This window comes from Leptothoe sp. EHU-05/26/07-4 (genome assembly GCF_043421015.1).
Classification (GTDB): Bacteria; Cyanobacteriota; Cyanobacteriia; order Phormidesmidales; family Phormidesmidaceae; genus Leptothoe; species Leptothoe turfae.
This window is the reverse complement of the sequence record NZ_JAXSQV010000003.1, coordinates 921,802-945,113: the sequence shown is the minus strand read 5'-3', so window position 1 is coordinate 945,113 and position 23,312 is coordinate 921,802. Positions and strand designations below refer to the sequence as shown.

At 46.6% G+C, this 23,312-nt stretch carries 15 protein-coding genes and 1 pseudogene; 10 read left to right on the top strand and 6 right to left on the bottom strand.

Going from position 1 to position 23,312, the window contains the following annotated elements; translation table 11 throughout:
• The first annotated feature begins 794 nt into the window (after window positions 1–794).
• The 4 genes from U2F10_RS11860 to U2F10_RS11845 all read left to right on the top strand — a co-directional run bounded on the left by U2F10_RS11860 (window position 795) and on the right by U2F10_RS11845 (window position 7,071).
• On the top strand, window positions 795–1,127 hold the full coding sequence (locus tag U2F10_RS11860) for a hypothetical protein (RefSeq protein WP_163668610.1): 333 nt from the start codon (window positions 795–797) through the stop codon (window positions 1,125–1,127).
• Between the two features lie 340 nt (window positions 1,128–1,467).
• Window positions 1,468–2,130 (top strand): potassium channel family protein, encoded by a 663-nt coding sequence (locus tag U2F10_RS11855; RefSeq protein WP_250565113.1) that lies wholly within the window; start codon window positions 1,468–1,470, stop codon window positions 2,128–2,130.
• A 163-nt stretch (window positions 2,131–2,293) separates the two neighbouring features.
• On the top strand, window positions 2,294–3,799 hold the full coding sequence (locus U2F10_RS11850; RefSeq protein ID WP_499872194.1) for an efflux RND transporter periplasmic adaptor subunit: 1,506 nt from the start codon (window positions 2,294–2,296) through the stop codon (window positions 3,797–3,799).
• Between the two features lie 5 nt (window positions 3,800–3,804).
• Complete coding sequence (locus U2F10_RS11845; RefSeq protein ID WP_499872192.1) at window positions 3,805–7,071, top strand: efflux RND transporter permease subunit; 3,267 nt, start codon at window positions 3,805–3,807, stop codon at window positions 7,069–7,071.
• Between the two features lie 145 nt (window positions 7,072–7,216).
• On the opposite strand, the gene U2F10_RS11840 is transcribed toward U2F10_RS11845, so the two are convergent.
• Window positions 7,217–7,465, bottom strand: a complete 249-nt coding sequence (locus U2F10_RS11840; protein WP_163699156.1) for a hypothetical protein — start codon at window positions 7,463–7,465, stop codon at window positions 7,217–7,219.
• A 373-nt stretch (window positions 7,466–7,838) separates the two neighbouring features.
• A pseudogene (locus U2F10_RS11835) lies at window positions 7,839–8,524 on the bottom strand (phage integrase N-terminal SAM-like domain-containing protein).
• A 286-nt stretch (window positions 8,525–8,810) separates the two neighbouring features.
• On the opposite strand from U2F10_RS11835, the gene U2F10_RS11830 reads away from it, so the two are divergent.
• Window positions 8,811–10,094, top strand: a complete 1,284-nt coding sequence (locus U2F10_RS11830) for a hypothetical protein (protein WP_499872191.1) — start codon at window positions 8,811–8,813, stop codon at window positions 10,092–10,094.
• A gap of 136 nt (window positions 10,095–10,230) precedes the next feature.
• On the opposite strand, the gene U2F10_RS11825 is transcribed toward U2F10_RS11830, so the two are convergent.
• The 3 genes from U2F10_RS11825 to U2F10_RS11815 form a co-directional block, all read right to left on the bottom strand.
• Window positions 10,231–10,410 carry a hypothetical protein gene (locus tag U2F10_RS11825; RefSeq protein ID WP_499872189.1) on the bottom strand — a complete coding sequence of 60 codons (180 nt, stop codon included), beginning with the start codon at window positions 10,408–10,410 and terminating at the stop codon, window positions 10,231–10,233.
• Between the two features lie 4 nt (window positions 10,411–10,414).
• A complete protein-coding gene (locus U2F10_RS11820) occupies window positions 10,415–11,068 on the bottom strand; it encodes an FMN-dependent NADH-azoreductase (protein WP_163668598.1) in 654 nt (217 codons plus the stop codon).
• Window positions 11,069–11,194: 126 nt separating this feature from the next.
• Window positions 11,195–11,353 carry a hypothetical protein gene (locus U2F10_RS11815; protein WP_499872187.1) on the bottom strand — a complete coding sequence of 53 codons (159 nt, stop codon included), beginning with the start codon at window positions 11,351–11,353 and terminating at the stop codon, window positions 11,195–11,197.
• A gap of 301 nt (window positions 11,354–11,654) precedes the next feature.
• Between U2F10_RS11815 and gcvA the strand changes: the two genes are divergently transcribed.
• Window positions 11,655–12,557: a transcriptional regulator GcvA gene (gcvA, locus tag U2F10_RS11810; RefSeq protein ID WP_499872185.1), complete on the top strand. Its 903-nt coding sequence runs from the start codon at window positions 11,655–11,657 to the stop codon at window positions 12,555–12,557.
• Between the two features lie 541 nt (window positions 12,558–13,098).
• Here gcvA and U2F10_RS11805 read toward each other — a convergent pair.
• A complete protein-coding gene (locus tag U2F10_RS11805) occupies window positions 13,099–17,235 on the bottom strand; it encodes a LamG-like jellyroll fold domain-containing protein (RefSeq protein ID WP_499872183.1) in 4,137 nt (1,378 codons plus the stop codon).
• 1,281 nt (window positions 17,236–18,516) lie between these two features.
• On the opposite strand from U2F10_RS11805, the gene U2F10_RS11800 reads away from it, so the two are divergent.
• The 4 genes from U2F10_RS11800 to U2F10_RS11785 all read left to right on the top strand — a co-directional run bounded on the left by U2F10_RS11800 (window position 18,517) and on the right by U2F10_RS11785 (window position 23,001).
• The gene (locus U2F10_RS11800; protein WP_499872181.1) at window positions 18,517–19,983 is read left to right on the top strand and encodes a DUF1254 domain-containing protein; all 1,467 of its coding nucleotides are present in this window, start codon (window positions 18,517–18,519) and stop codon (window positions 19,981–19,983) included.
• 657 nt (window positions 19,984–20,640) lie between these two features.
• The gene (locus tag U2F10_RS11795; RefSeq protein WP_163699297.1) at window positions 20,641–21,123 is read left to right on the top strand and encodes a hypothetical protein; all 483 of its coding nucleotides are present in this window, start codon (window positions 20,641–20,643) and stop codon (window positions 21,121–21,123) included.
• Between the two features lie 572 nt (window positions 21,124–21,695).
• On the top strand, window positions 21,696–22,364 hold the full coding sequence (locus U2F10_RS11790) for a hypothetical protein (protein WP_163699295.1): 669 nt from the start codon (window positions 21,696–21,698) through the stop codon (window positions 22,362–22,364).
• Window positions 22,365–22,455: 91 nt separating this feature from the next.
• Window positions 22,456–23,001, top strand: a complete 546-nt coding sequence (locus tag U2F10_RS11785) for a GNAT family N-acetyltransferase (protein WP_163699293.1) — start codon at window positions 22,456–22,458, stop codon at window positions 22,999–23,001.
• Window positions 23,002–23,312 lie beyond the last annotated feature (311 nt).

The window sequence follows — 23,312 nt, the reverse complement described above, 5'->3', positions numbered from 1 at the left end:
CTTGTATACCGTGGTAATATTCCCACGCTCATTTACAGCTACCCTCATCAAATCCTAATAAAACATAAAGAAGACCTAAAGGTGTTAATCTCATTTTTCTCCTATCCACTGTCAGTAGAGAGCTTTCATAATATTCATCCGAAAATTTATATATCAACCTTTTGCATCGTTTTATCTGTGACCATAGTAACTATCTATGAAAGTTGATGCGTCTCGTAAATTTTCGATAACTCGTGATACTAGGGCGCTATCAGCAAAAATCAAAACATAGCCTAAAGGACCATTAAGGTAGGCGGTCCTTTATTGGGCTAAGGGGATTGAGATTGAGAGCTGATAAAATAGGTTGCGATCGCAGCTATATCAATTACCAGAGAGCGGTGGATTGAGGGCAGTTCCGAGAAAACTTGCGCAATTCCGCTGAAGAGTTGCGCTAATTTGCCGTAGATCTAGAACTTTGAATATTTGAACGTATTACATAGTGGAGTCCGCAGTTCTAAACCATGGGTCCATGTTTTCCCATGTTTCCAGGTGAGCGGCTCTGGTTAACATCCCTGAGCCCTGCCAAATCATGCTGGTGGGTGAGCGGCTCTGATTAACATCCCTGAGCCCTGCCAAATCATGCTGGTGGGTGAGCGGCTCTGGTTAACATCCCTGAGCCCTACACAAATTATGCGGGTGCAGGACATACGTAACCACAGGGTTAAACGGTTAAGGTCTCTGGCTCAATAGAGTTACTTGAACGTCAGTGACATTGCTCTCAATAGCTGCGTAATTGACACAAAATATTAGGTCCCATGTCTCTAAAATCTGAATGGCAAGCATCGGCACTACCCAGTTACAAATTCAGTAGTTTTACAGTGGGAGTTGATCTGTCTCCGTTCTTGGATTGGTGGATACAAAATCGAGAAAACTTAAAAACAGAATCAGAGCCTACACCAGATTTGGGCTGCAACTGGTACTATAGTGAACCTGATATCAACAACTTGGTGCGCGTCCAGGTTCGGAATGAATTTTTTTATGCCCCCCAACAGGTAGCAGAACAGCATCAAGCGGCTGTAGCTCAGGGAGGGACTCAATGGCAAGAAGTTTTACAGAGATATTCCAACGTTATCAGGTCACTGAACTGATCGTCCTGACCTTTTAGTTGTCGATAAGACTAACTGACAACAATCCCAAAGAACAGAATTAATGCACCCAGGGTAAAGCCAAAAGCTAAAAGCTAATACCCAATGAAAGCCCCTAGAATTTTGGCTTTGGGGGCAAACTCGCAGATGTTACACAGCTCGCTTACCTTTTATAAAGGCTTGAACTGACCTACTGAAGGATTCAGAGTTTACCAACCCCCATAGACATTCCTACTTAGATTAATTGATATCGACTTCAGCTATATTATGATGTTTGGCAAATAGCTGCTACTTAGATTACATCCTCCATTAATATCGGGGTATTCCAGAGTTAATGCCCTGTATGAAATCTCTTCAAGAAAACAAAAAGCAAAAATATCGACAGTTGCTAATTGTACTGGCGATAACCTTTGTGGTATCGCCATTTTTGCAGGCTGGGATTGGTAATATTTTCCTGATTTCGCTGCTGTTGTATACGATTATGCTGATCATCAGCAGCTTTCCACTACCTCGAAAGTTATTGGCCATTTATGGCGCGATCGCAATTATTGCCTTCTGTTTAGAAGTTATTTCTACCCTAAACGGGGGCTTTTATCTGAATCAAACATTTAGCCTCATATCTCAAATTGTTTTTGCCATTTACTTAGCAGGAGCCGCTTACTGGATTGGTCGAGATATCTTTACTACGCCCGAAGTCACCATAGATATTGTGCGAGGTGGTATTAGTGTTTATTTATTGATTGGGTTTGTCTGGGCGTTGTTGTATGGCATTGTGAACACTTTAGATGCTAATGCCTTCTCTCAACCACTTGTACGAGTAGACTCTTATCTCAGAACAATACATTTTAGTTTTACCACCCTGACTACTTTGGGATATGGCGATATTGTGCCTTTAAGTGAAGTTGCCCAAGTATTAACAAATTTGGAAGCTATTATAGGCCAGATGTACTCTTCTATTTTTATTGCTATTCTGATCGGTAGCTATCTCAGTCACCGCTCCAATTAACATCGTTAACACGATAAAACATGACATTAGGTGACCTGAAAATCAGATGTTAAACTCTGTGTACTTGTGCTTTGTTGACTAGCATTCAGTAAATTTATTTGGCAACATTAGGCAAATCTAATCCGGGACGTTCCATAGTTACAGTTTCGCAACTACCTACTCTATGTCCTCTGACGGTATCAGCCCTCAACCGCCGATTGAGCAGTCATCCAATAATTTATCAAATACTAATGTAGAGACGGCAGTCGAAACGCCTCCCCCATCTACAGATGCGGCTTCTCAATCCAGTGCTTTGCCAAAATGGCGTAGTAAGTCTAAGAAACCGCTGTGGCCAGCCGTTGCCCTGGCTATGTTAGTGGTAGCTGGATTTGTGGGTGTAAAAGCCTATCAAACATTGACAGCCGCTCCTCCATTAGAAGAAACAGATGATGCAACCAATCAATCTCGTTTACCCATAAGGGTGCTCAGGGCGCAAAAAGGGCCAATTCAGGGATGGGTGTTTGATGAAGGTTCCGTTTGGCCAGTCCGACGGCGGATACTTAACTTTCAGGCCAGTGGTGACATTATTTATGTGGCTAAGGTCGATGGCGTCGAACTGCGAGAAGGAGATTTTGTCTCCCAGGGGCAGCTGCTGGCCACCATTGATGCCCGCAGACAGGAATCTAGCATTGCCACAGCTGAGGCGGATATCCAAGTTTCAGAAACCCAGCTAAACCAGTCCAGAGCCAGTTTATTGCAATCCCAGGCGAATCTAGAAAAGGCCAAGTCGGACCTGGCCCTGGCTGAGACTGAGTTACAGCGTTATGAGAATTTATTTGAGCAGGGGGCAGTATCGGAAAGCGATCGCGACGCCTACATCAACCGAGTAGACCAGGCCGCCGCCGCCCTGAAGACCGCTGAACAAGATGTCCGCTCTGCCGGCGAGAGCATTCGTTCTTCCGAAGCAGGGGTGAATGCGTCAGTGGCTCGCCTTAATCAAAGTGCCGTTGACCTAGAAGATACACAGTTAGTCTCTCCATTAGATGGAGTGGTGGCTTATATCAACATTCGAGAAGGAGAGTATTGGAGCACCCAATATCTCAATACAAGCAGCCCCCAAGATTTGATTGAGTCTGCCCCCATCGTGGTAGTTGATCCTCAATCCTTTGAAGTAGAGATCGAACTACAGGCAGGGGAAGCCGGAGAGATTAAGCCCGGTCAGCGAGCCTATGTTGTCTTAGAAGAAGAGGTCAGTGCGCTCCAGGCAGCTGGAGCTAACTCCCAGGGATTACTTGATATTGCTAGACAGCGGGGCAGTGGTGGTCAAGTATTTGCGGTTAGCCCTTCCCAAACACCTGGCAGTCGGGGCACTGAAATCACGATTCGAAACCTGGAACAGGTCGGTAATTTAAAGGTAGGGGGCCGGGTTTATGTATGGATTGAAGTGGCTCGCGATAACGATGCCGTGGTTTTACCCCTCGGGGCTCTAGTCTCCAGAAATCAGCAATATTATGCCTTTGTCGTCAATGAAACTGATGGTACCGTCCAACAGCGACGCATTACCGGCGGGATTGAAGGATTATCTGGCGTAGAAATTCTCTCCGGTATTGAACCCGGTGAGCTGGTGGTAATCGAAGGCCAAAACCGTCTGGTAGATGGCACCCCCGTCGAGATTGTTGACCGAAATTAAGCACTATGCAAATTGACGAGCGCGTTACGGCTGCTCCTGAAACTGAGAAGGGTGCTGATATCTCGTCAGTTCCCGCCTGGATGGAGTTCTTCTTTACTCAGCAGATCTTTGCCATTCTCCTCTGCTTTATGCTGATGATGGGGGGCCTGATGGGCTATTTCTCCATGGTGAAAGAGGGCGATCCCGAAATTAAAATTGCTCGGGCCATGATCACCACCACCTGGGGGGGGACCGATGCCGAGACCCTCGAAAATCAGGTCACAGACAAGCTAGAAGAAGAAATCAAAAGTCTTCAAGGTCTAGATGACTTTACCAGCGCCACCTTCAATTCATTTTCCATTATTAATGTTGCCTTTAAGGCAGAATCCCCCGTTGCAGAATCCATTCAAGAACTGCGGGGTAAAGTTGACGACGCCGAGACAGAACTCCCTGAAGAATCCACCGGACGTGAAAAGCCAGATTTTGAGCAGCTATCCCAACAGGATTCACCGGTTCTCACCCTGGCGCTAACAGGAGAGGGGTTAGACATTGGCTTACTCAGTCAGGCTTCAGAAGATTTACAAGAACGCCTGGAATCTGTTCAAAACGTACGAGAGGTAAATCTAGGCGGTCAGCGCGACGAAGTGATCCACGTACAAATGATTCCTAGCCGGTTGACCACCTTGGGGATTGCCGCCACCCAGGTGCGCGATGCCATCCAGGGGGGCAATATTGACCGCTCTTGGGACCTGGTGCGGGATGATGAAATTGGGGCCCAGGTGCGTCTATATGGTCGTTTTCGTACCCTGGAAGATTTAAAGAATTTGCCCGTAACCCGCTTGGATGAGAATCGGGTGGTCTTGCTGTCGGAGGTGGCCGACGTCTACCAGGGACTGGAGCGGGAAACCCAACGGGCCTTTTTAAGCTGGGAAGGGAGTGAGTTTAGCCCCACCATCAACCTGGAGGTGGTCAAAGTTGCTGGTAGCGACACCATTCAGGTAATCGAAGACGTCCTGGCAGAAATGGAACTGGTGAAAAATGATCCCAGTATCTGGCTCCATGGCATGGATTATCAGGTGCTCACCAATGATGCCGACACCATTCGCAGCGACCTGGCAAATTTGGGTAGTAACGTCCTACAAGCATCGCTGTTAGTCTTTGCCATTTTGTTTGTGGCCCTGACCTGGCGAGAGGCACTGATTGCAGGTTTAGCGATTCCCATGACCTTTGCCGGGGTGTTGTTTATCCTCTGGATGCTGGGCTACACCCTCAACACCATGGTCACCGTGGGGATGATCTTAGCCCTGGGACTCTTGGTGGATGTATTTATTCTCATGTTAGAGGGGCTGCACGATGGCATTTTTGTACAGGGTTTGAGCTTTCCTAAAGCGGCCATTAAAACTGTGCAAACCTATGCATCGCCTGCCTTTACCGGACAGCTTACCACCATTTTGGCCATGGCTCCACTGATGGCCATCTCCGGCACCCTGGGTAAGTATATTCGGCTGATTCCCATTAGTGCCATTACCTGTTTAGTGATGAGCTATGCCCTGGCCCTGTTGGCGGTGATTCCCTTATCCAGATTTCTGCTCGGTAATCAAGGTGGCAGCGGTGAGTCTAAAACCTACGTCGACCGTCTAACAGAAGCTGCATCTGAAAAGTTTTCCCACTGGAGTTTACGCATGACCATTCCCAATCGTCATGTGGCTCGTATGTGGACAGCAAGTGCGATCGCGCTGTTTGTCTGTGCCATTCTTTTATTTAGCCAGCTGCCCAGTTCTCTGTTTGCCGTTAGCGACGACAATAAACTCAGCCTCAATGTGGAACTGCCCCCAGCCGCTACCTTAGAAACCTCTCAAGAGGTAGCCGATCGCATGGGTGAAGTGGTGCGCAACTACAGTGACCCCAATGGCGAGAAGGTGTTTGAAAGTGTGGTGAAGCTAGTGGGAAAGCGCAGTAACCTGGTTGCTACCAGCGAAATTAAACCGGGCAATGCCGATTATTTTGTCGGTCTGTCGGCAGTCTTAGTGGATCGTAACCAGCGGGCACGAGATTCTTTTAAATATGCTTACGACCTCAAAGTTCAACTAGAAAAAGAGATTATCCGTAACTACCCAGGGGCTGTATTGAGTACAGGGTTTCCACTGTCTGGTGGTGGGTCTGATCCAATTCAAATCGAGATTTTTGGTGACGACTTACAAACCCTAAGGGAAATCTCCAGCGAAGTACAACAGGCACTGCGAGAAATTCCAGGCACCATGGATGTGCGTGACGACCTGGGTAATCTACGAGAAGATTATAAGCTTGTGCCTAAGCGGGAGTCTCTTAACTTTTATGGCATCAGCCAGGATGAAGTGGGTTTGCAGGGACGTTATCTGATGATTGATAACGATGTGGGTGACTTCTCCATTGGCAGTGGTGAAGAGGATCTTGAAATTCGCCTGAGTACCCAGTGGCCATCTCAACAGGGGCGGATTGGTGGGCCTTCTCGCCTGGATGAATTTGCCACGATGCGGTTTATCAACTCAGACGGTGAAGCCATATCGCCCGATGCCCTGTTGGAAGAAGTGCCAGGTGCTGTCCCCCTGGCGATCACCCACCGTGATACTCAGCGCAGCGTAACGGTACTGGCTAAGGTGATACCGGGGCAGGACTTCTATGACTCCCAAATCCTGGCTGAACTGACGCCCAAGCTAGAGGCAATGCAGTATGACCCCAACGATGAGGGCAATGCTGACCGCTGGCCTCGGGGGTATTCCTATCGGTTTGGTGGGGATGCGGATACCAGCAGTGAGACCTTTGGTTCTGCGGGTCAGATGCTGGTGGTGGCCATCTTCTTGGTGTTTGCGGTGCTGGTGTTGCAGTTTGGTTCCTACACTCAGCCGTTGATTATTATTCTCACCATTCCCTTTGCCTTAATTGGTACCTTGTTTGGGTTCTTTTTGTTGAGGCTATCGTTCTCCTTCCCGGCCATGATTGGTGTGATTGCGCTAGTCGGAATTGTGGTGAATGATGCCATTGTTATGGTGGAGACGATGAACGAGCGACGGAAAGAGGGGCTGGATGTACGCCATGCGGCAGCGGCAGGGGCCAGCGATCGACTGCGACCAATTTTGACCACATCGATTACCACTATTATTGGTCTGTTGCCGTTGGCGCTGAGTGATGCTCAGTGGTTCCCGCTGTGTATGGCGATTATTTTTGGGTTGTTGTCGGCGACGTTGATTGCGTTGCTGGTGGTGCCAGGGCTTTACTTGCAGCTCACACCAACCAATTCCAAAGCTGTTTTGTAACTATCCTGATATTAAGGCGTATACAGACCCTCAGTGAGTCTCTAAACTGGGTGCGTAATGGACCGTTAAAAACGGTATGGACCGTTAAAAACGGTATGGACCGTTAAAAGTTGCGATCGCAAAACGCACCAAGTTTATACCTCGTCTATTGCTTGATGGCCAACCGTTTGGTCAAAATGGCCATCACTTCATTGGGCCGTCCGGTGGAGATGGGTTTACTCCAATCGTTGGGCTCAGCGTAGTGTTTTTTGTGCAGGTCTTGAATGGTCAGTCGCACGGCGGTAAGGCTGCCAAAGAGCAGATGGCGAACGGTTTCGTATTGATGGTCGGGCAACGGTGCGGTGCTAACAGGTAATGTGGACGCAACAGCGCCCTGAGTCATATCGAGAAACATAAGCTTTGGTCTCCAAACGTAGGGTTGTTAAACCGTTGCCGCGTTTGAAAGCTGTAGCTAAAGCACTACAGTCTGGCGGCTCGGTAAGAAACCAAAGCTCAAACTTAGCTGCCCCGATTATGTGATGCAAACCGGGGCAGCAATAGGATAAAGTATCCCAAGCCTCGGACTGCTGTACTCAGTCGGGGGTTAGCTGGCGGTTCGGTGTTAGCCGCACCTGCCGCCAGTGCTAAATATTGAGCTTTGTGGTCATGCCCAGAAGGGCGTGAGAACTAAAGTACCGCTAAGACATTTCTCACGTCAAGCCATAGATATAGCTTTGCGCACACAGTTCACAACAGAGGTGATTGCTAACAACCTACATAGCCGTTGATTACGAATCCAATGGACTCCGTACTCCACGTCCACCGCGATTAAGCACATGGGTATAAATCATTGTGGTCTTCACATCCTTGTGGCCTAATAGCTCTTGTACGGTGCGGATATCATAGCCATCTTCCAAAAGAAAAAGAGTTGTAATGGACCAACTAGCGAGTTGGGCAACATGGTACGGCGATCTTTCTGGCCTTTGCCATCTCGCACTGTAATCTGGTGGTACTCAAAATCTAAATCCTTAATACGTAGACGTAGCCCTTCCATCAAGCGCATGCCCGTTCCGTAAAGCAGACTGACTATCAGATGTTGGATGCCGTCTAGGTTCGTTAAAATTCGCTTTACTTCTGAGCGGGTAAATACAACCGGTAAGCGCTGAGGTTGTCTAGCTCGTTCGATATCATCTATATACGGTAATTCTATATCTAGAACTTGACGATATAGAAACAATAAGGCACTTAGAGAAACGGTTTGAGTTGATGCCGCCACATTACGGTGAATCGCTAGATGTGACAAGTAAGCCCTGATTTCAGGCGCTCCCATATCCTTGGGATGTCGCTTGTTATGAAACAGAATGAAATCCCGAATGTAGTGAACATAGGACTTTTCAGTTAAAAGGCTGAAATGCTTTAAGTGAGCGACTTCTCTAACTTGATCGAGCAAGCGCGGCGGCTTGGGTTGTGCCATGGTAAATGCTGTATAACTCCCGTATAGGGATGCTTATCTATCAGATCTGCTGGATAAGATCCCTATTTCCCATACTTAACTGTCAGAAGTGCTGGATAACACCCTGGATTCCCGGAGTTATACAGCAAAAATTCGGTATAAGTTCTATGAATAGGGATGTTATCACGCAGATCTGCTGGATAAGATCTAGAGGGTTGGATCTTATCCAGCAGATCTGACACTGAATTACAAGTTAGACAGACAAAATCATGGCAATCTAAAGCCATCTTGCGTAAAGTATGAAGTTATGGAATACATCGACGGAATACCAATTTACACACGCGAAGAGGCTCTTGCCGAGACATACGAACACTTCGGATTAAGATACGGTGATCCCCAGATTGTAATAAAGGCTATTGAGTATCTAACGCAAATACAACAGAAAAATACTACTGAAGCACTTCGAGAAGCTGTTTTTCTCTTGCGATCACTATGGTCTGCTGTCTCTGGACATTGGGAGTCGGAGCATTACTACAATTGGATATGTACTTATTCCCAGTTTTTCCTACATGTCATTCAGAACACTTATGAACTTGATTTAGAGTACGAAATTAAGTATTTATTACTTGGGGAACAATTCCTTGACGATATGGTTAGAGTTGTTCCAGGGTTAGATGCTATTGCACGAATCTTTGATGAGCGAGGCTTAGATTTCTTTTTGTCCTATTATTTTTGTGGCGAAGTCAAAGAAGAAGTATTGCTAGATTACTCTGGCGATAGGCTTTGCAGAGCCATGAAAGAGGTTGGGCGAATAGAAGAATCAGATAAAATATCTTTTGAGATTGAAAACAGGGCTAATGGACTAAAGATTGCTCAGCAGGATGGGGTTCTGGAGAATTTAAGGCTGGAAGGAGAGCGAGCTTGGTTTCAATATTTAGGAATTGAAAATTGGCGGATGCTTCCTGATAAAGCAAGAAGTGAGCTAGTTGATTCATACTCAATGCAAAGAATGATTGAATACAGGGTGCTGAAAATGTGGGCACCTGTTGTTTTAGCAATGACTAAAGTTGCAGAGGCTGAGTTGAACCATGCCCTTGTTGAACCTTGGCGAGAGTTTTTTGCTTCATCAAGATTTCAGACAGTTGATAGTCCCAGCAAAAAACAGGAAAAAAAGATCGAAAGACGCAGACAACTGTTTAATTCTGTGAAGAAAGCTGCCACAACAGGCCCAGAACTAACCCTTGGACAAATTCAAGTACTTCTTGAAAACTTTGACGATGATCGGATGGACAGTTGCACTGATGCTTTCATTAGAATTCGATTAGTTCTTGGCAATCTACTTCCAGAGTTTCAAGAACTTTTAACTCGTATTAAAACTTGCTTTCTGGCCCGTGAGTCAGAAATGAGTATTGTGGACTTGCGAAATGCTAGTGCTCATCCTCGACCGGATTCAGTCAATATTGATTGGGAAACTTCTGTGCTATGGCTTCAGCAACTACTTGGAACTCCACCGCTAGAGCTTGTGACAAATATTAGAATGTTGAAACGGCTGTCTAACACTGCGTTGCAACGGCGGGGCATAAGCACTTGATCAGAGGCTAAAATTACCGCCGCCGTTGAACGCCACGTTATATGGCCTGCTTTTAAGCTGATGTACATTCAAGTTGCAGGATTTGTGCGCTGAAACCCAGTCAGGCCATGAATCGGTCTGGAAATTTAAATGCTGATTAGCTTATGAGACCCGTATTCAAAGTCCTACAGACAGGAAATAACTGAGCTTCTGGCACAAACCCTGTTTCAAAGGCTGCCCAGTGAGCTGTCTGGTCGGCTGACCAGTTCAAGCTAGCAAACTGTGAATTAATCAACGCCTGGATGGTAGATTTGTCATCTGGCTGAGTTGTCATCATCGATTTAATCTTTTATCTTTTGTGTGATCTGTTGCACCAAGTCTGGAATTGCCCCATAGGCCGATTGAATCGATTTCTGATGGCGATCGTCCCCAAATTCCTGGTATTCAATTCGAATAACGTGGTGTTTGCTAACTCCAAACAGTCTTGAGGCAACCACAATGTGAGGATCAAGGTGGTTTATTGCCGCATTAGCACCGCCAAGTTTAAATCCACCTTCTCCTGATGCAGATAGAATCACTAAAGTCTTGCCAATCAAAATAGGTTCGATTGGCTGTTCACCACGCGCCAAATCAAAGGAAAAGGTACGTCCAATCCGAATCACCTGGTCGATCCAGGCTTTCAGAGATGCTGGCATACCGTAGTTGTACATCGGTGTACCGATCACAATGACAGCAGCAGCCTCCAGTTCATCAATCAGTTGATCAGAAATCTTAAGCACTTCCAGTTGTTCAGGCGCACGCTTCTCAGGTGCAGTGAAGGCAGCGGCGATCCAGGCTTCGCTCACGACTGGTGGGGGATTAAGTCCTACATCGCGTGTAATGACAGTATCATTAGGTCGAGACTTTAACCATTGTTGTGTAAAAGCCGTCGTTAATCCCCGGCTCAGGGAACGAGTGACACGCGCGCTGGCGTCAATTTTTAGAATAGTAGCCATGATTGTAAGTTTCTAAGAAGGGTGAGGGAACCAGGCTTCGGGTTCCGGTAGAAAGTGTTGGAGAGTGAGGATGCCGTAAGTGCTTGAATGGGGGCTAAGCTGGCTTCCATCATTGTTACGATCGATTCAGTTATGGTGGTGCTTTTTGTCATCTGGAGAGTCAGTGGCTGAGGTAGTTTTAGCATAAACACCACCATCAAAAACTCCAGTCATGGCAACAGAAAAATTCGTCGCATCGATCGCTCGAATATTGGCTGTTCCACCAATGGATAGAGTGTCAGACATGATAGTCCTCCTGATAAGCTGTAAAAGTTCCTTGAAATAGGAAGAGTGACCTGTTTTCAATGCTCCAAAATCCAACAGACTTCGCTGAGCACAATGTTCACTGCACACACAAACGCGATTGTTTAGTTGGGACACACCCAAGGAGTTTGCTTAGATACGTAGCTTTAGATGAGTTTTATGCAGGTCTTGAGCGATTGAAAACCTGTTTTATTCCCTTAATTTGAAGAATAACAAGGGATAGAGGAATATTGCAAATTCAATATATTCAGGCTTAAGATGAAAGAAATTCACCCACAAGCCGATGCGATCGCTTCCCCCACTTAACGCTTTGCATACCTTTGAAGTGGCAGCGCGGCATCTGAGTTTTCAGCAAGCGGCTGAAGAACTGGATGTCACCTCAACGGCAATTAGCCATCAAATCAAAGTCCTAGAAAATTACCTGGAAGTTTCTTTGTTTCGCCGACGTCCTCGCCCTCTGTCGCTGACAGAAGCAGGTCAACTTTTATATCCGGTTGTACGTGAAAGCTTGGATTCAATTGCTGAGGCGATTACCCAATTAAAGCAAGTTCCAATATCCACGACGTTAACGGTAAGCGTGACAACGGTGTTTGCAGCTAAGTGGCTAGTTCCTCGTTTAGCTGAGTTTCAACGGACGCATCCTGAAATTGATCTACGACTACAAACCTCAAACGATGTGGTAAATCTACAGCGGCAAACAGTCGATTTAGCCATTCGCTACGGTAAAGGCAATTATCCAGGATTAGCAGTTCACCGATTGATGTCTGATCGGTTTGTGCCCGTTTGTAGTCCACGTTTGTTGGAGAACAACCATCCAATTAGAAAACCGGATGATGTCGTGCATTATCCCCTGCTGCATTTTGAGTGGATTCACTTTGGAATCGATGCTCCTGATTGGAAAAACTGGTTTAGCGCTACGGGATTGAACACTGTTGCCCCCGACCACGGACTGAAATTTAACGAAGAAAGTTTAGCCATTCAAGCAGCGATCGCAGGTCAAGGTATAGCATTATGCAGCACTGTTCATGTTGCAGATGATGTAGCGTTAGGTTTTCTTGTGCAACCCCTCAATGTGATGCTAGACGGGTTTAACTATTCAGCAGTGTATCTAGAAAATCACCCGAAAGAAGTGCTGATTCTGAAGTTTATAGATTGGTTAGTGGAAATGGCTGGTCATGTCTCTTAAACCAGAGTCTTAAGGTAAAATGGAGTTTTTCGATCGCCGTATAACTACTCAAATGCAGCGGACGGTTGAGAGTCGTTGGTGTGGAGTTTGAGGCTATCTACTGCCGCTGATTTGAAACGTTGTCCCTCACTTCGAATCTCAAAGCCATTAAGAATTCTGCAAGAAAGCTAACACCGGATCTTGCATCTGCCTAGCCGCAGGAAAGCACAAAGTGAGAATATGGAAGCGCCAGCGACGAGATTTCGGAAAGAGCTTATCTTTTCAGCCACTAGTAACATCAGATAAATTTCATACTGGCTGGGTAATTCAGGGTTTTACCGCTTTGTCCAGTGTTTGAGACTGCTATCATATTCGACGCCTGGGGTTAATAAAGTTTGTGGGAAAGCTTGAAAATATAGCCAAAGCGCCAGAACCTGTACTGACCAATCATTCTCTGCTTAGAGTTATCATGGTCGTCCTGGTGCCAGCGCTTTGGCATGTCATCTTGTCAGTGGTCCTCTAATTATTGGTCAGAGGTTGTGCCAGTTCTTCTCCCGTTCACTTACAACTGTTGCTTTAACTCAGCTACATCATTTTGTAGGAACTGTATATTGAAGATTGTTGTAGAAACACCCGAAACAAGATTTATGATAAACATCGCAGACAGGGCTGAAAACTCAAACTTAGGACTCTTAATAGCTCGCAAAAAGGCAAACGAACCCGGTAGCATCCCTAGCACTTCATTGGCAATTGTACGCTTTTTGTCTTCTTTGACAGTGGACAAATATTTGCCAGCTAACCCGAGTTCAACCCAAGCGAGCACGGTGGAAAGTTCTATTATCGGTGCTGTTTTATCAAGAAGTCTAGTGGCTCGTCTGAGTCTCTGTCTTGGAAACTTATCCTTATCGATCCCAGAGGCCTGAGCACCTATAGCGCCAATTACATAGACGATATCTATGCCCAACATCGCCGTTCTCCATCCCCACAGAACGCGTTCCCAGTACATTTCCTCCTCTTCTTTCTTGGACTTGCTAACGTTGTGTTTCTTTTGTCCGATGGCGTAAGGGTAACCACCGGGTTCTACTTTAGAGCTGGGGAAACTTCCCAACCAGCTAACGCCACTCAAAAAGAGACTCATATACTCGAAGAAAATCGGACCTTCTTCACCGCCTTCGGGGATTAAATCCATCTTTGTGCTGATGAAAGCATTGACGACATCGGCTGCGATCGCAATCCCACCAAAAGCCTGCATCTTGAGTATAGTGTTCTCGATATCAATCCCATCCTCATTTGACTGAACAGAAAGAAGCTGTTGATCGGACGCTACTATCTGTTTTGTGGAAAACTCAGGCTCTGGAACATCCCCTAGGGAAACCTTCCCAAACATCAGTTTTGTCATTACCGTAGCCGGAATAGATACCAATAGACTGGTGAGATTGAGGATAGTCAGCTTACCCGCACCTAGCATCTTAAACAGAGCAGAAACGAGAGGAATCCGAATTTCCGCATTCAGCAAATCCTGGAACAGCTCAATCGCCGCTACAACAATATCAAGGAAGATGAAGATGATATCTTCGCCCAAGTCTAAGGTCCCGATACCCACATCTCTAAAGGTGTCGATGACAGTGGCCAGGGCCAATTCTGGTCGGTTCGGATTGGCAATGATGGTTTCAACGGTGCCAATCAGTCCGTCAAACATTTCAAACTTGATATTCACAGCCGTTTTAAGCGCTTCTAGAAAGCTTTCAAAAGCCTGCTGCATCGCCGATAAGGCGGTCCGATCTTTCTCTGCCAGGTCTTCCTCGGGGTTGGTTTTACTGTCTGAACGTTTTGAACCGCCTAAGATTTTATTGAGCAACCACTCAGCCGCTTCGGGTAAGTCAAAACTAGACCCTTTATCCACCTCATCAGGCTCAACACCCAAGGCTCGAATTAAGTCATCGGCTCCTTTATTTAAGCCGTCTTGTAAATCATCTACAAAGGCTGATACATGACCTTTAGCAGAAGCAACCAACCCACTGGCAGAATCCAAAGCAGAGTTGATCGTTTTGACCAGCAGGCGATGAGTTGCCAGAATATCGTCCCAGTTGAACAAAAACTGTAGAAACTCGATGAACTGTTTGATGGACTTCACCACCGTTTCTACCACCCCTTCAACAAAGTCAGCTACCTTTTCAGCGGTGTCCACCACAAAGTCAATGATGCCTTCAGCGGTTTTGACAATCACATGCACAATGTCTTTAACCTTGCCAATGACAACCGATGTGGCTTTTTTGATTGCCTTTTTAAATTTTCTGCCGAGGCGGCGGCCAAACTTTTTGGCAGAGAAGACCCTGGCAGTGCCTAGGGTGACCGGACCGTTAGCCTCTGGACTATCCTCTTCTTCAGCGGGTGCGGCTTGGGTAAGCAGTTTTTGCCATTCATCCGAGCTAACCTGTCTTTCTGCGATCAGAGGTTTGGCAATCACCGATCGTCGACCATCACCCGGTCGAGCAGGTTTAGCGCTTCCTGTAGCGCCCAGGGTCAGCTCCCATGGCTTGTCGATAGTCGTGCCAGAGACAGCCCGATTGGCTGACTGAACCCGGTTTTTCCCTGTGGGGGTATCCTCACCATAGTTCACGGTGGCCATTACCCGTTTGATGGTGTTTTGGGCGCTGGCGACCTCTGCTTTGCTATGGGCCTTGCGATCCACAATTAAGTTGCCTTTAGCATCTTTGGCATTCCACAGTGCGCCATCCTCTAGTTCAGCGATTTGCTTATGGGCCTCTCGGTTGGGGAAAATCACCACCCGCTCATTGGAGGCCATGTCGCTGGTGCGAATCTTCAGACCTGGGGTGTTGAGGCCATCGGCCTCGGAGGTGATCATAATCTGATTTAGCTGATTGGGGCTGAGGCTGACCGAGCGCTCTTCATCGATGTCATAGGTGGTGCCGTCAACTTCGATTTGGGTCAGATCAGTTGCTGCAATCTCGATCTCACCAGCGCCGGGGTCAAACCTCAGAGTCGTACGATAGGACGAAAACTCTTCTAGGTTATCCCCCACCATGCGATAGTCTTGGCTCAGTTTGGTTGTATAAGAGGTAAAAACATCTTCAGGGGCAATCGTTCTAAAGATTTGAATCGAGGAAATCGTATCATTACCGATCTGCCTATCACTCAAGCGTGGAACATTTTCGACGATATCTTCAATCTCTTCTTCCCGTTTATCGTCAGCGGCCTGATGGTCGAGGTTTTTAAATACTGTCACCCCCGTATCTGGACCTAATCGAATGGATGATGTTTGATCATTTAAATCGTGAAAGTCTTTCAGGTGTGTATACTTACCTGAAGTATATTTGTCACTATCAGACAAGATCCAGGTTCTCCCGTAGTAGGCTCTATGCTTATATAGGGCTACTTCTCCCGGTGCTAGTTCTCCCACCTGGCCTTCATTGTCTGCCATTTTGGCCACACGGATGAAAATGGCACGGTCTTCCTTTTGCCCGGTCCAGTCGAATGTGTTGTCTTCAACGAGTGCTAACCATTGGTTATTGGCCTGATTGATAATCGAGAACTCATCTTTGAGATGCTCTAAATCATCAACAAACAGATGGGTGGGGTCCTCCCCAGGAGATACTTTCAACAAGGTGCTTTCTTGATCGGAGCCAGGAATGAGCTGAAGCTGATTTCGCTGTAGATTGTAGTGGAATCTAAACAGCTCGTGGAATGACCTTCGGGGCGATGTGGTCAGGACAGATTTAGCCAGGCTCAAGAACTGACCTTTGGGCGCTTTGATCACCCACTTGCCAGTAAACGGCTCTTCGATAGCTGGCCAAATCCGGATTGATTTAGGAAAGTTCTCCAGTCGTGAGAGCCGGATATCCGGCAGGTCTGCATAGCACTTTTGCGCTGTTCCCCTAAAATTATTTTGCTGATATAGGGTAACGCCGGTATTGTGACCCACCCGCAGCTGCTTAAAGCTACTGGAAAAACGGGATAGATCCTCAACATTTTGAGTAAGGATGACGGCGGCGTTATCGGCACCCACCAGTTCAATTTCACCGTCGCGCAGTGGTGGATTTGCAGGTGGAACCAGGGCTTGAATCTCGGCATCGCTGAGAGCTGTGTGGTAGATGCGCAGGTCTTCGTATTGGGCGTTTGGAGTCCCTCGTCTTGAATGACCCAGCTTCACATCGACGTTATTGCTAATGTTGGCCACACCTGTTTTTGATTCGGCTTCCGCTGCGAGTACCCCATCAATGTAGATCTTGATTGTGCGTCCTTGTCTAACAACGGCTACATGAAACCAGGTTCTATTGGGCATCATCGATAGGCGCTTAGTTGCAACTTTCACATAATGCTTGGCCTTACTATTTTCATCGACGTGGAAAAATATTCTTCTATCAGATAGCCGCACAGAGAAAAAATTACCGTGCCCCTGCATCACCTGGTCACCGATAATGTCTAATTCATTATCGCCATGGGTACTGATATTCCTCATGCCAAACGCCACGGTAAAGTTGCTGGTGCCAAATTGACCCACCTCTTTACCCAAATTGACATGGGAACCTTTGGTGAGTAAATGAATGGCATTGCCAATGCGGCCATGTCCCTTGAATGCAGCCTCAGAAAGACGTGATTGAACACCGTTTACGGTATCTACGGTTGTTGTTCCTTGTCTTTCAGTAAACTGCCAGTGGTATTTAGGTTGAACTGTCATGTTTTTCCTATTGTGAATTGGTGTGAGCTATAAAAATTTGAACCTTGACCACATCAAAACCAGCGTCTTCCCCGAAGAAAACTCTCAGGCTTGAAATTGAGTTTGGCTTACATAAATTGGTGCACTCTTTAGAGGTATTTAGGTCATCAAAGAGCCACGCAGAAGGTTACTTCCAGTCATGCTGTTCGGATTCCAGAAAACATGGAAAGATTGTTTTTGTAATCTAGGGTGAGAAGGGTTTAATCGGTAGATCTTTCTTTCTAAGCAGACTAAAAACAAAATTTCCAAGAGGATATTGACACACTTAAACGCCTTTATTAGAGGGGCATAAGTGTTGTTTCAAATATTCTTTTTTAGGTAGAGCACAAAAAACAGATAACCAATTGCTTTTCAATGGCAAGCCCATACGTGGGATACGAACACAATTGATTGTCAGTTATGGATACGAATAATAGTTAAACAAAGCAAGCGCTCTATACACCAAGCCTTGACATCCAACGTGAACCTCCTCATATCAATCAATATTTGACTATTTGACTATCAATACGAATGAGGGGGCAATTTGGATGAAAAATATGCCGTTGCTGATTTAGAGTATGAATCGATCGAGTAGTGATGTAATTTTGCAGAATCTTCCAGATAAAATCATCCCGAGGATCAGCAACGCCAAAAATAGTTAAATTGATCTAAAAGCAAGCCAGCTGTAAAGCACTTTATTCTCGCATCCACCATGCTTCGTTCAAGACCTTGGATAATGTGGGTCATCTGTCACAATTGGAGGCACCGCAGATCGTCTTAGAGGAGTTCGTAAATTTTTTGTCAGACAAGCGAACTGATTAGTGAACCGAGACGTTAGCCAAAAAACAGCTAGCCGTTGGGCATACAGCTAAGAAATGAGCATCAAATAACTTCCTAACGCTCTAGCTCTATAAAAGCAGCCCTCATCCCCCAGCCCCTTCTCCCAGCGGGAGAAGGGGCACCAGTGTCACAGTCCCTGGTATCTACACTCAGTAAGAGAACCTGTGTCTGTTGTTGGTATCTCAACTGAACTCGATATTCCAGATCAAAAGTTCCGACAATCAACAGATATAAACCTTTGGCACTTATGCAAAAAGTCATTGTTGGTGCATGAAAATCTTCCTCGCTCCGTATTACGTCTGACACTTCGCCGACGTGGGCGATTTTCATATATTGGATATGAATCATAGACTTACTGGTTGCCATTCAGCTTCACCATCAGTTTTCTATGTTCATTGAATACTACATAAAGGAGAATTTAGAATGATTGGTTCGTCTACACTGACTCCACAAGAAGCCCGATTGATCACGAAAGATGCGTTTATTTACGCCTATCCAATGGTGGACAGTTATCGGATTCTTTTTGCCTACTTTCTTTGGCCCAATAATGCCGAATACAAGGGACCCTTGAATCAATTGCTTGGCGAAGCACGACTGTTTACGCCAGCGGACAAAACAATTCAGACACCGAACGCGGATACACCTTACTGTGTGGTTGGCGCAGATCTTCGGGCGGAACCTTTAGTGTTGACGGTCCCAACTATAGACCCTAAACGATACTACTCTATCCAACTCATTGATGCTTACACTCACAATTTCGAATACGTTGGTACTCGAACGACAGGCAATGGCGGAGGCAATTACTTGCTGGCGGGTCCTGACTGGACGGGGGAGATACCGGCTGGAATCACTGCCGTTATCCGTAGCGAAACCAGTCTTGCCCTAGCTTTGTACCGCACCCAGCTTTTCGACTCAGATGACTTAGAGAATGTCGCAGACATCATTAAGAACGGTTACGAGGTGCAGCCGCTGAGTAAGTTTACAAAGACGGAGTCACCGGCGGAAATGCCAGCGGTGAAATACCCAAGACCCGTAAGACTGGACGAAGGCGAAACGTCACCCAGAATATTTAGCCTGTTGAACTTCCTGCTGACGACGTTTTGTTCAACACATGCATCGGAAACAGAATTGATGGCGCGCTTCGCTAAGCTAAACATCGGACCTGGTCTGATCTTTAATCCGACAGAACTCTCTGAGAAATTGAAACAGGCCATCGAGCAAGGCATAAAAGACGGTTGGGAGACTTATCTGGAGCTGAAGAAGACTAAACTTGCCACTCAAGACGTCACCGCCGCCGACCTATTTGGCACCCGTGAACACTTGACGGCAACCGGTAACATTTATCTATACCGCCTGGCTGGCGCGATTCTTGGCATCTGGGGCAATTCTATTGAAGAGGCCATGTATCCTTCCTACTATAACGATTCAGACGGCAACGAATTAAATGCATCAGGCGACGTCTGTTATACACTACGCTTTGAGCCAGGTGAATTGCCACCGGCTGACGCTTTCTGGTCGGCAACGATGTATAACCTCCCCGAGCAGCTCCTTGTCGAGAACAAACTCGAGCGCTACCTGATTAATTCAACGATGTTAGAAAATAACGAACTTGTTCTCGATGAAGATGGGGGACTGACGCTTTATATCCAATACGCTCAACCCACTGAAGAAAAAAAGAGGAAGAACTGGCTACCTGCACCGGATCAGGGCTTCTTCATATCCTTACGGCTTTACTTACCGCAACAAGAGGCGATTAATGGCACCTGGCAAACGCCACCACTAAAGCGAGTAAAGCCTGCACTGCACTGGACAATCAGGCTTAAGCGTATCTTTTTAGCTCTCTTTCGTGCTGGTAACTCCCCCTCGTTAGAGCCCCGGTCCCTAGGATGAGAGTGCGTGACAGAAGTGGGAATGTATATGGTTTAATGCGATTAATACGGTCATAAAGAATATTAAATGCATATTACTCCTAAGAAACACAAGCTAATCAACCCTAAAATAGACTGATTGTCGACAGAATCACGACAATTGTGTTTCTTGCCGGTTGAGCGAACAGCCCTACTGTTCGTAAAAGGCTCAGATCTTGCACTAAGGTCGGTTGTGAAGCTCAAACCCACGTTGGGTTCAAAACCCAACGCTAATTGAGGGCTGTCCACTCAAGGGACAAGATTGGCTGGGCAGCTCTAAATATCGAGCTTTTAGGGATTCTTTAACCGCTTGAGCGGTTTTGAGCCAGTTAGCCTTGCGACTTTGAGTCCAAGGTGGGTTAATGCTTCCTTGCCAGGTGCAAGATCTCAGTTAACCTACCGCCGCTGCGTTATGCCAATAGGCTGTACTTTCAGAACCTTGTTCTCAATCAGGAAGCTGCAGCCGTGCGATCGCTCCACATCATCCCAAATATGTCATCATAACTGTATTCGTTTCACTTGCTCCTAGTCTGAGGCTAGCTTGAGCTTCTCTCAGGCTGAAAAGCTGGAAGAGGTTAAAGAAAAACTAAAAGAAATGCACACTATTCAAGCATCTGAGTCGATCATAAGGTGAATAAACATGCCGTTTTCTGCTCGCAAAGTGATAAGTGCGATCAAACACTTCTTCACCGAAAAGAACGCCGTCGCAGGAGTTTCCGACGCATTTTCGGTCGTCACCGTTATCAACAGCTTCATGATGGTGAACGGTCTCGATACACCGAAAGAAGGACAGTTTGCTTACGTTCATCTCCTGATGCGGCTGGGAATCATCACAGGGATCTGGGTTGTTTTCGATTTTTCGTACACCATCTCATCAACCAAAGAGTTCTTTCGGGACCTGCGAGCTGGGCTCGGTCGGTACATTCGCCACAACGTGTATGACGCGATCGCAATCACCTATACATCGTTGATCGTCCTCCTCTGTATCGCCGGATCGACAAGCCTGTTCCCTCTTCACGGCGGGCGCGGGCTCTATCAGGGATTGTTGTTGCTGTTTCCCGGCGTCTGCGCAGGAATCTTGGCGACCAAGGTGCTGGGAAAGAAGGACGAACCCAAAACTTAAGCTGCACCGCGCCGGTTGGTGGTCCAACTGCTCGGCCACGGGCTGTTCCTATGCCCAGGGTTTACACCGCGTCAGCGTGGCGGCGACTCCGTTGTCGGAACCTTTCAGTCAAGCATCTGGAAACGTGCGATCGCTCCACATCGAATACATAGTTATGCAGCGTAATCACCCTGTCTTTCAAACTAGACTCCTTTAAGGGAATCCTTGCATCTGACATAGAGAAAACTATAACTTATGCCTTGAGCATGACCAATCAACACGAAGACAAGGATCGGGTTTTGGATGCAGTGCGAAATCTTGCACATGCTGCTAATGGCCATCTCAACTTAGTTTCAGCAGTATCTGAATATATAAATGCAACCTCGTTATTATCTGTTTCCAAGCTAGAGTATTGGGAAAGAACCTTCCGTTATGAGATTTATGTAGAACCGCACTCAAGATCCAAGTCATTCTCGCTCCGTGAACGGCGTTTACTAATTCCTTGGTTAGATCATTGCAACGGAGACGGGTATCTACGAGAAAAAGCATTGCGCTCTTTACGCGAAGGTGCACCGAATGGGTTCCTTTTTGCTATGATTCTTCGACGGTTAAACGATTGGGTTCCTCAAGTACGAGCTGCAGCTCGTGAGCATGTCCCGCAGATAGCAGCTAACACCAAACCTGAGTTCATACTAGAAACACTCTGGGCAATTTTGCCATACCTGCATACCTGGGGACGCTTACAGGACGAGGATCTAGAAGTCTTGATAAGTCTTCTTTCTATAGATGGTATACCGTCACGACTGGCATCGAAGCTTGTTGAGGTGACCGCCGGTCCGGCTGCTTCAATTCTTGGACAAGCAGGTCGCAAGCCCGTGCTCGATAATTTTTTACCGACTATCTCTGAGGAAGCAGTTCAACCAGCAGTCCGCGCCAAGGCGTATCTTAGCCAGTTAGAGGAGCGTATGGTATGGTTCGAGGGTCGAAAATGGGTATGGACAGATATTCGTTGGTGTGAAGGACGTCATGAGCCAGTTCTTGGTGAGAGGGCAATAAAGGTCAATCGATCGTTCTTGGAAACCCTTAAAAAAGCAGCTAGAGACAGTTCTCCGGTAGTTCGAAGGGTGGCCGGGAATGTGCTCATTGCTAAGCTAGACAGTATTGGCACGGAGGCTTTACCCATTGCTGAGATATTGTCGAAGGATTCATATCCATCAGTTGTGGAACGGGGGAAATTCGTGCTGGCAAGACTCAAAGCTTGAATTGTAGTTGTTTGAGGTATATCCAGTGTATTGCTCTTCAGTCAACATTCAGTGCTGTTTCGCATAAGATCGAAATAATCAATCCAATACCATGCAGTCTTTTCAAGATATCAGGTCAGTAAGTGTGCGCGCACTCACCTCCGCCAATGCCGAGGCATATCATGCCGTACGCTTGTCTGCGCTCTGTGAACAGCCACCCGCTTTCGGTTCTCTCCCTGAAGACGAACTGAGCCTCTCCGAAACTGCCGTTAGGCTGGCAGAAAGCGATGACCGTTGCTTCTTCGGAGCATTCCAAAACGAACAACTCATTGGGATTATTCGGATTTCTCGCTATTCAGCTTCCAATGAGAAACATCGTGCATATTTGGCGGGACTCTATGTCTTTCCCTCGTTTCGTTGTCACGGCTGTGGCAAAGCGCTCATCCATAAAGCGCTGAATTGGGCAGCAAATGCCAAAGATATCAGGAGAATCTATCTAACTGTTGTCACCCAACAAGAAGCGGCGATCCATCTTTATCAGTCATTGGGCTTTCGCACATATGGTACTGAACCGGAGACCTTTTCGAAAGGTGGACAGTTCTATGATGAGTACCTGATGACCTTGGCACTCAGCTCGGATAATGACCGCAACGCTTAACCATCGCACTGCACCTAGACGTCAGGATATGGTTGATTGAGTCCCAAAAGATGTTTGCGTCCGGTGAGCGTGATCGTTAGCCAGAATATTCTCAGCACTGTGAGAAAATGGCTCAGAGCATACAGAGTTACTTTGAACTTGAGCAAACTGTATCTGCCCAACAAGGACGCTACGTAATTGAATCGGCACTCAACCAATGGGGTGGGTAATGAGGCAGCGGGCAATCTAATTACGTGCATCACCGAACACCTTGGACTGAGACAGTATTGATGCGAGCCGGCTATTGACCTAGAGCGCACTCTACCTTTTAT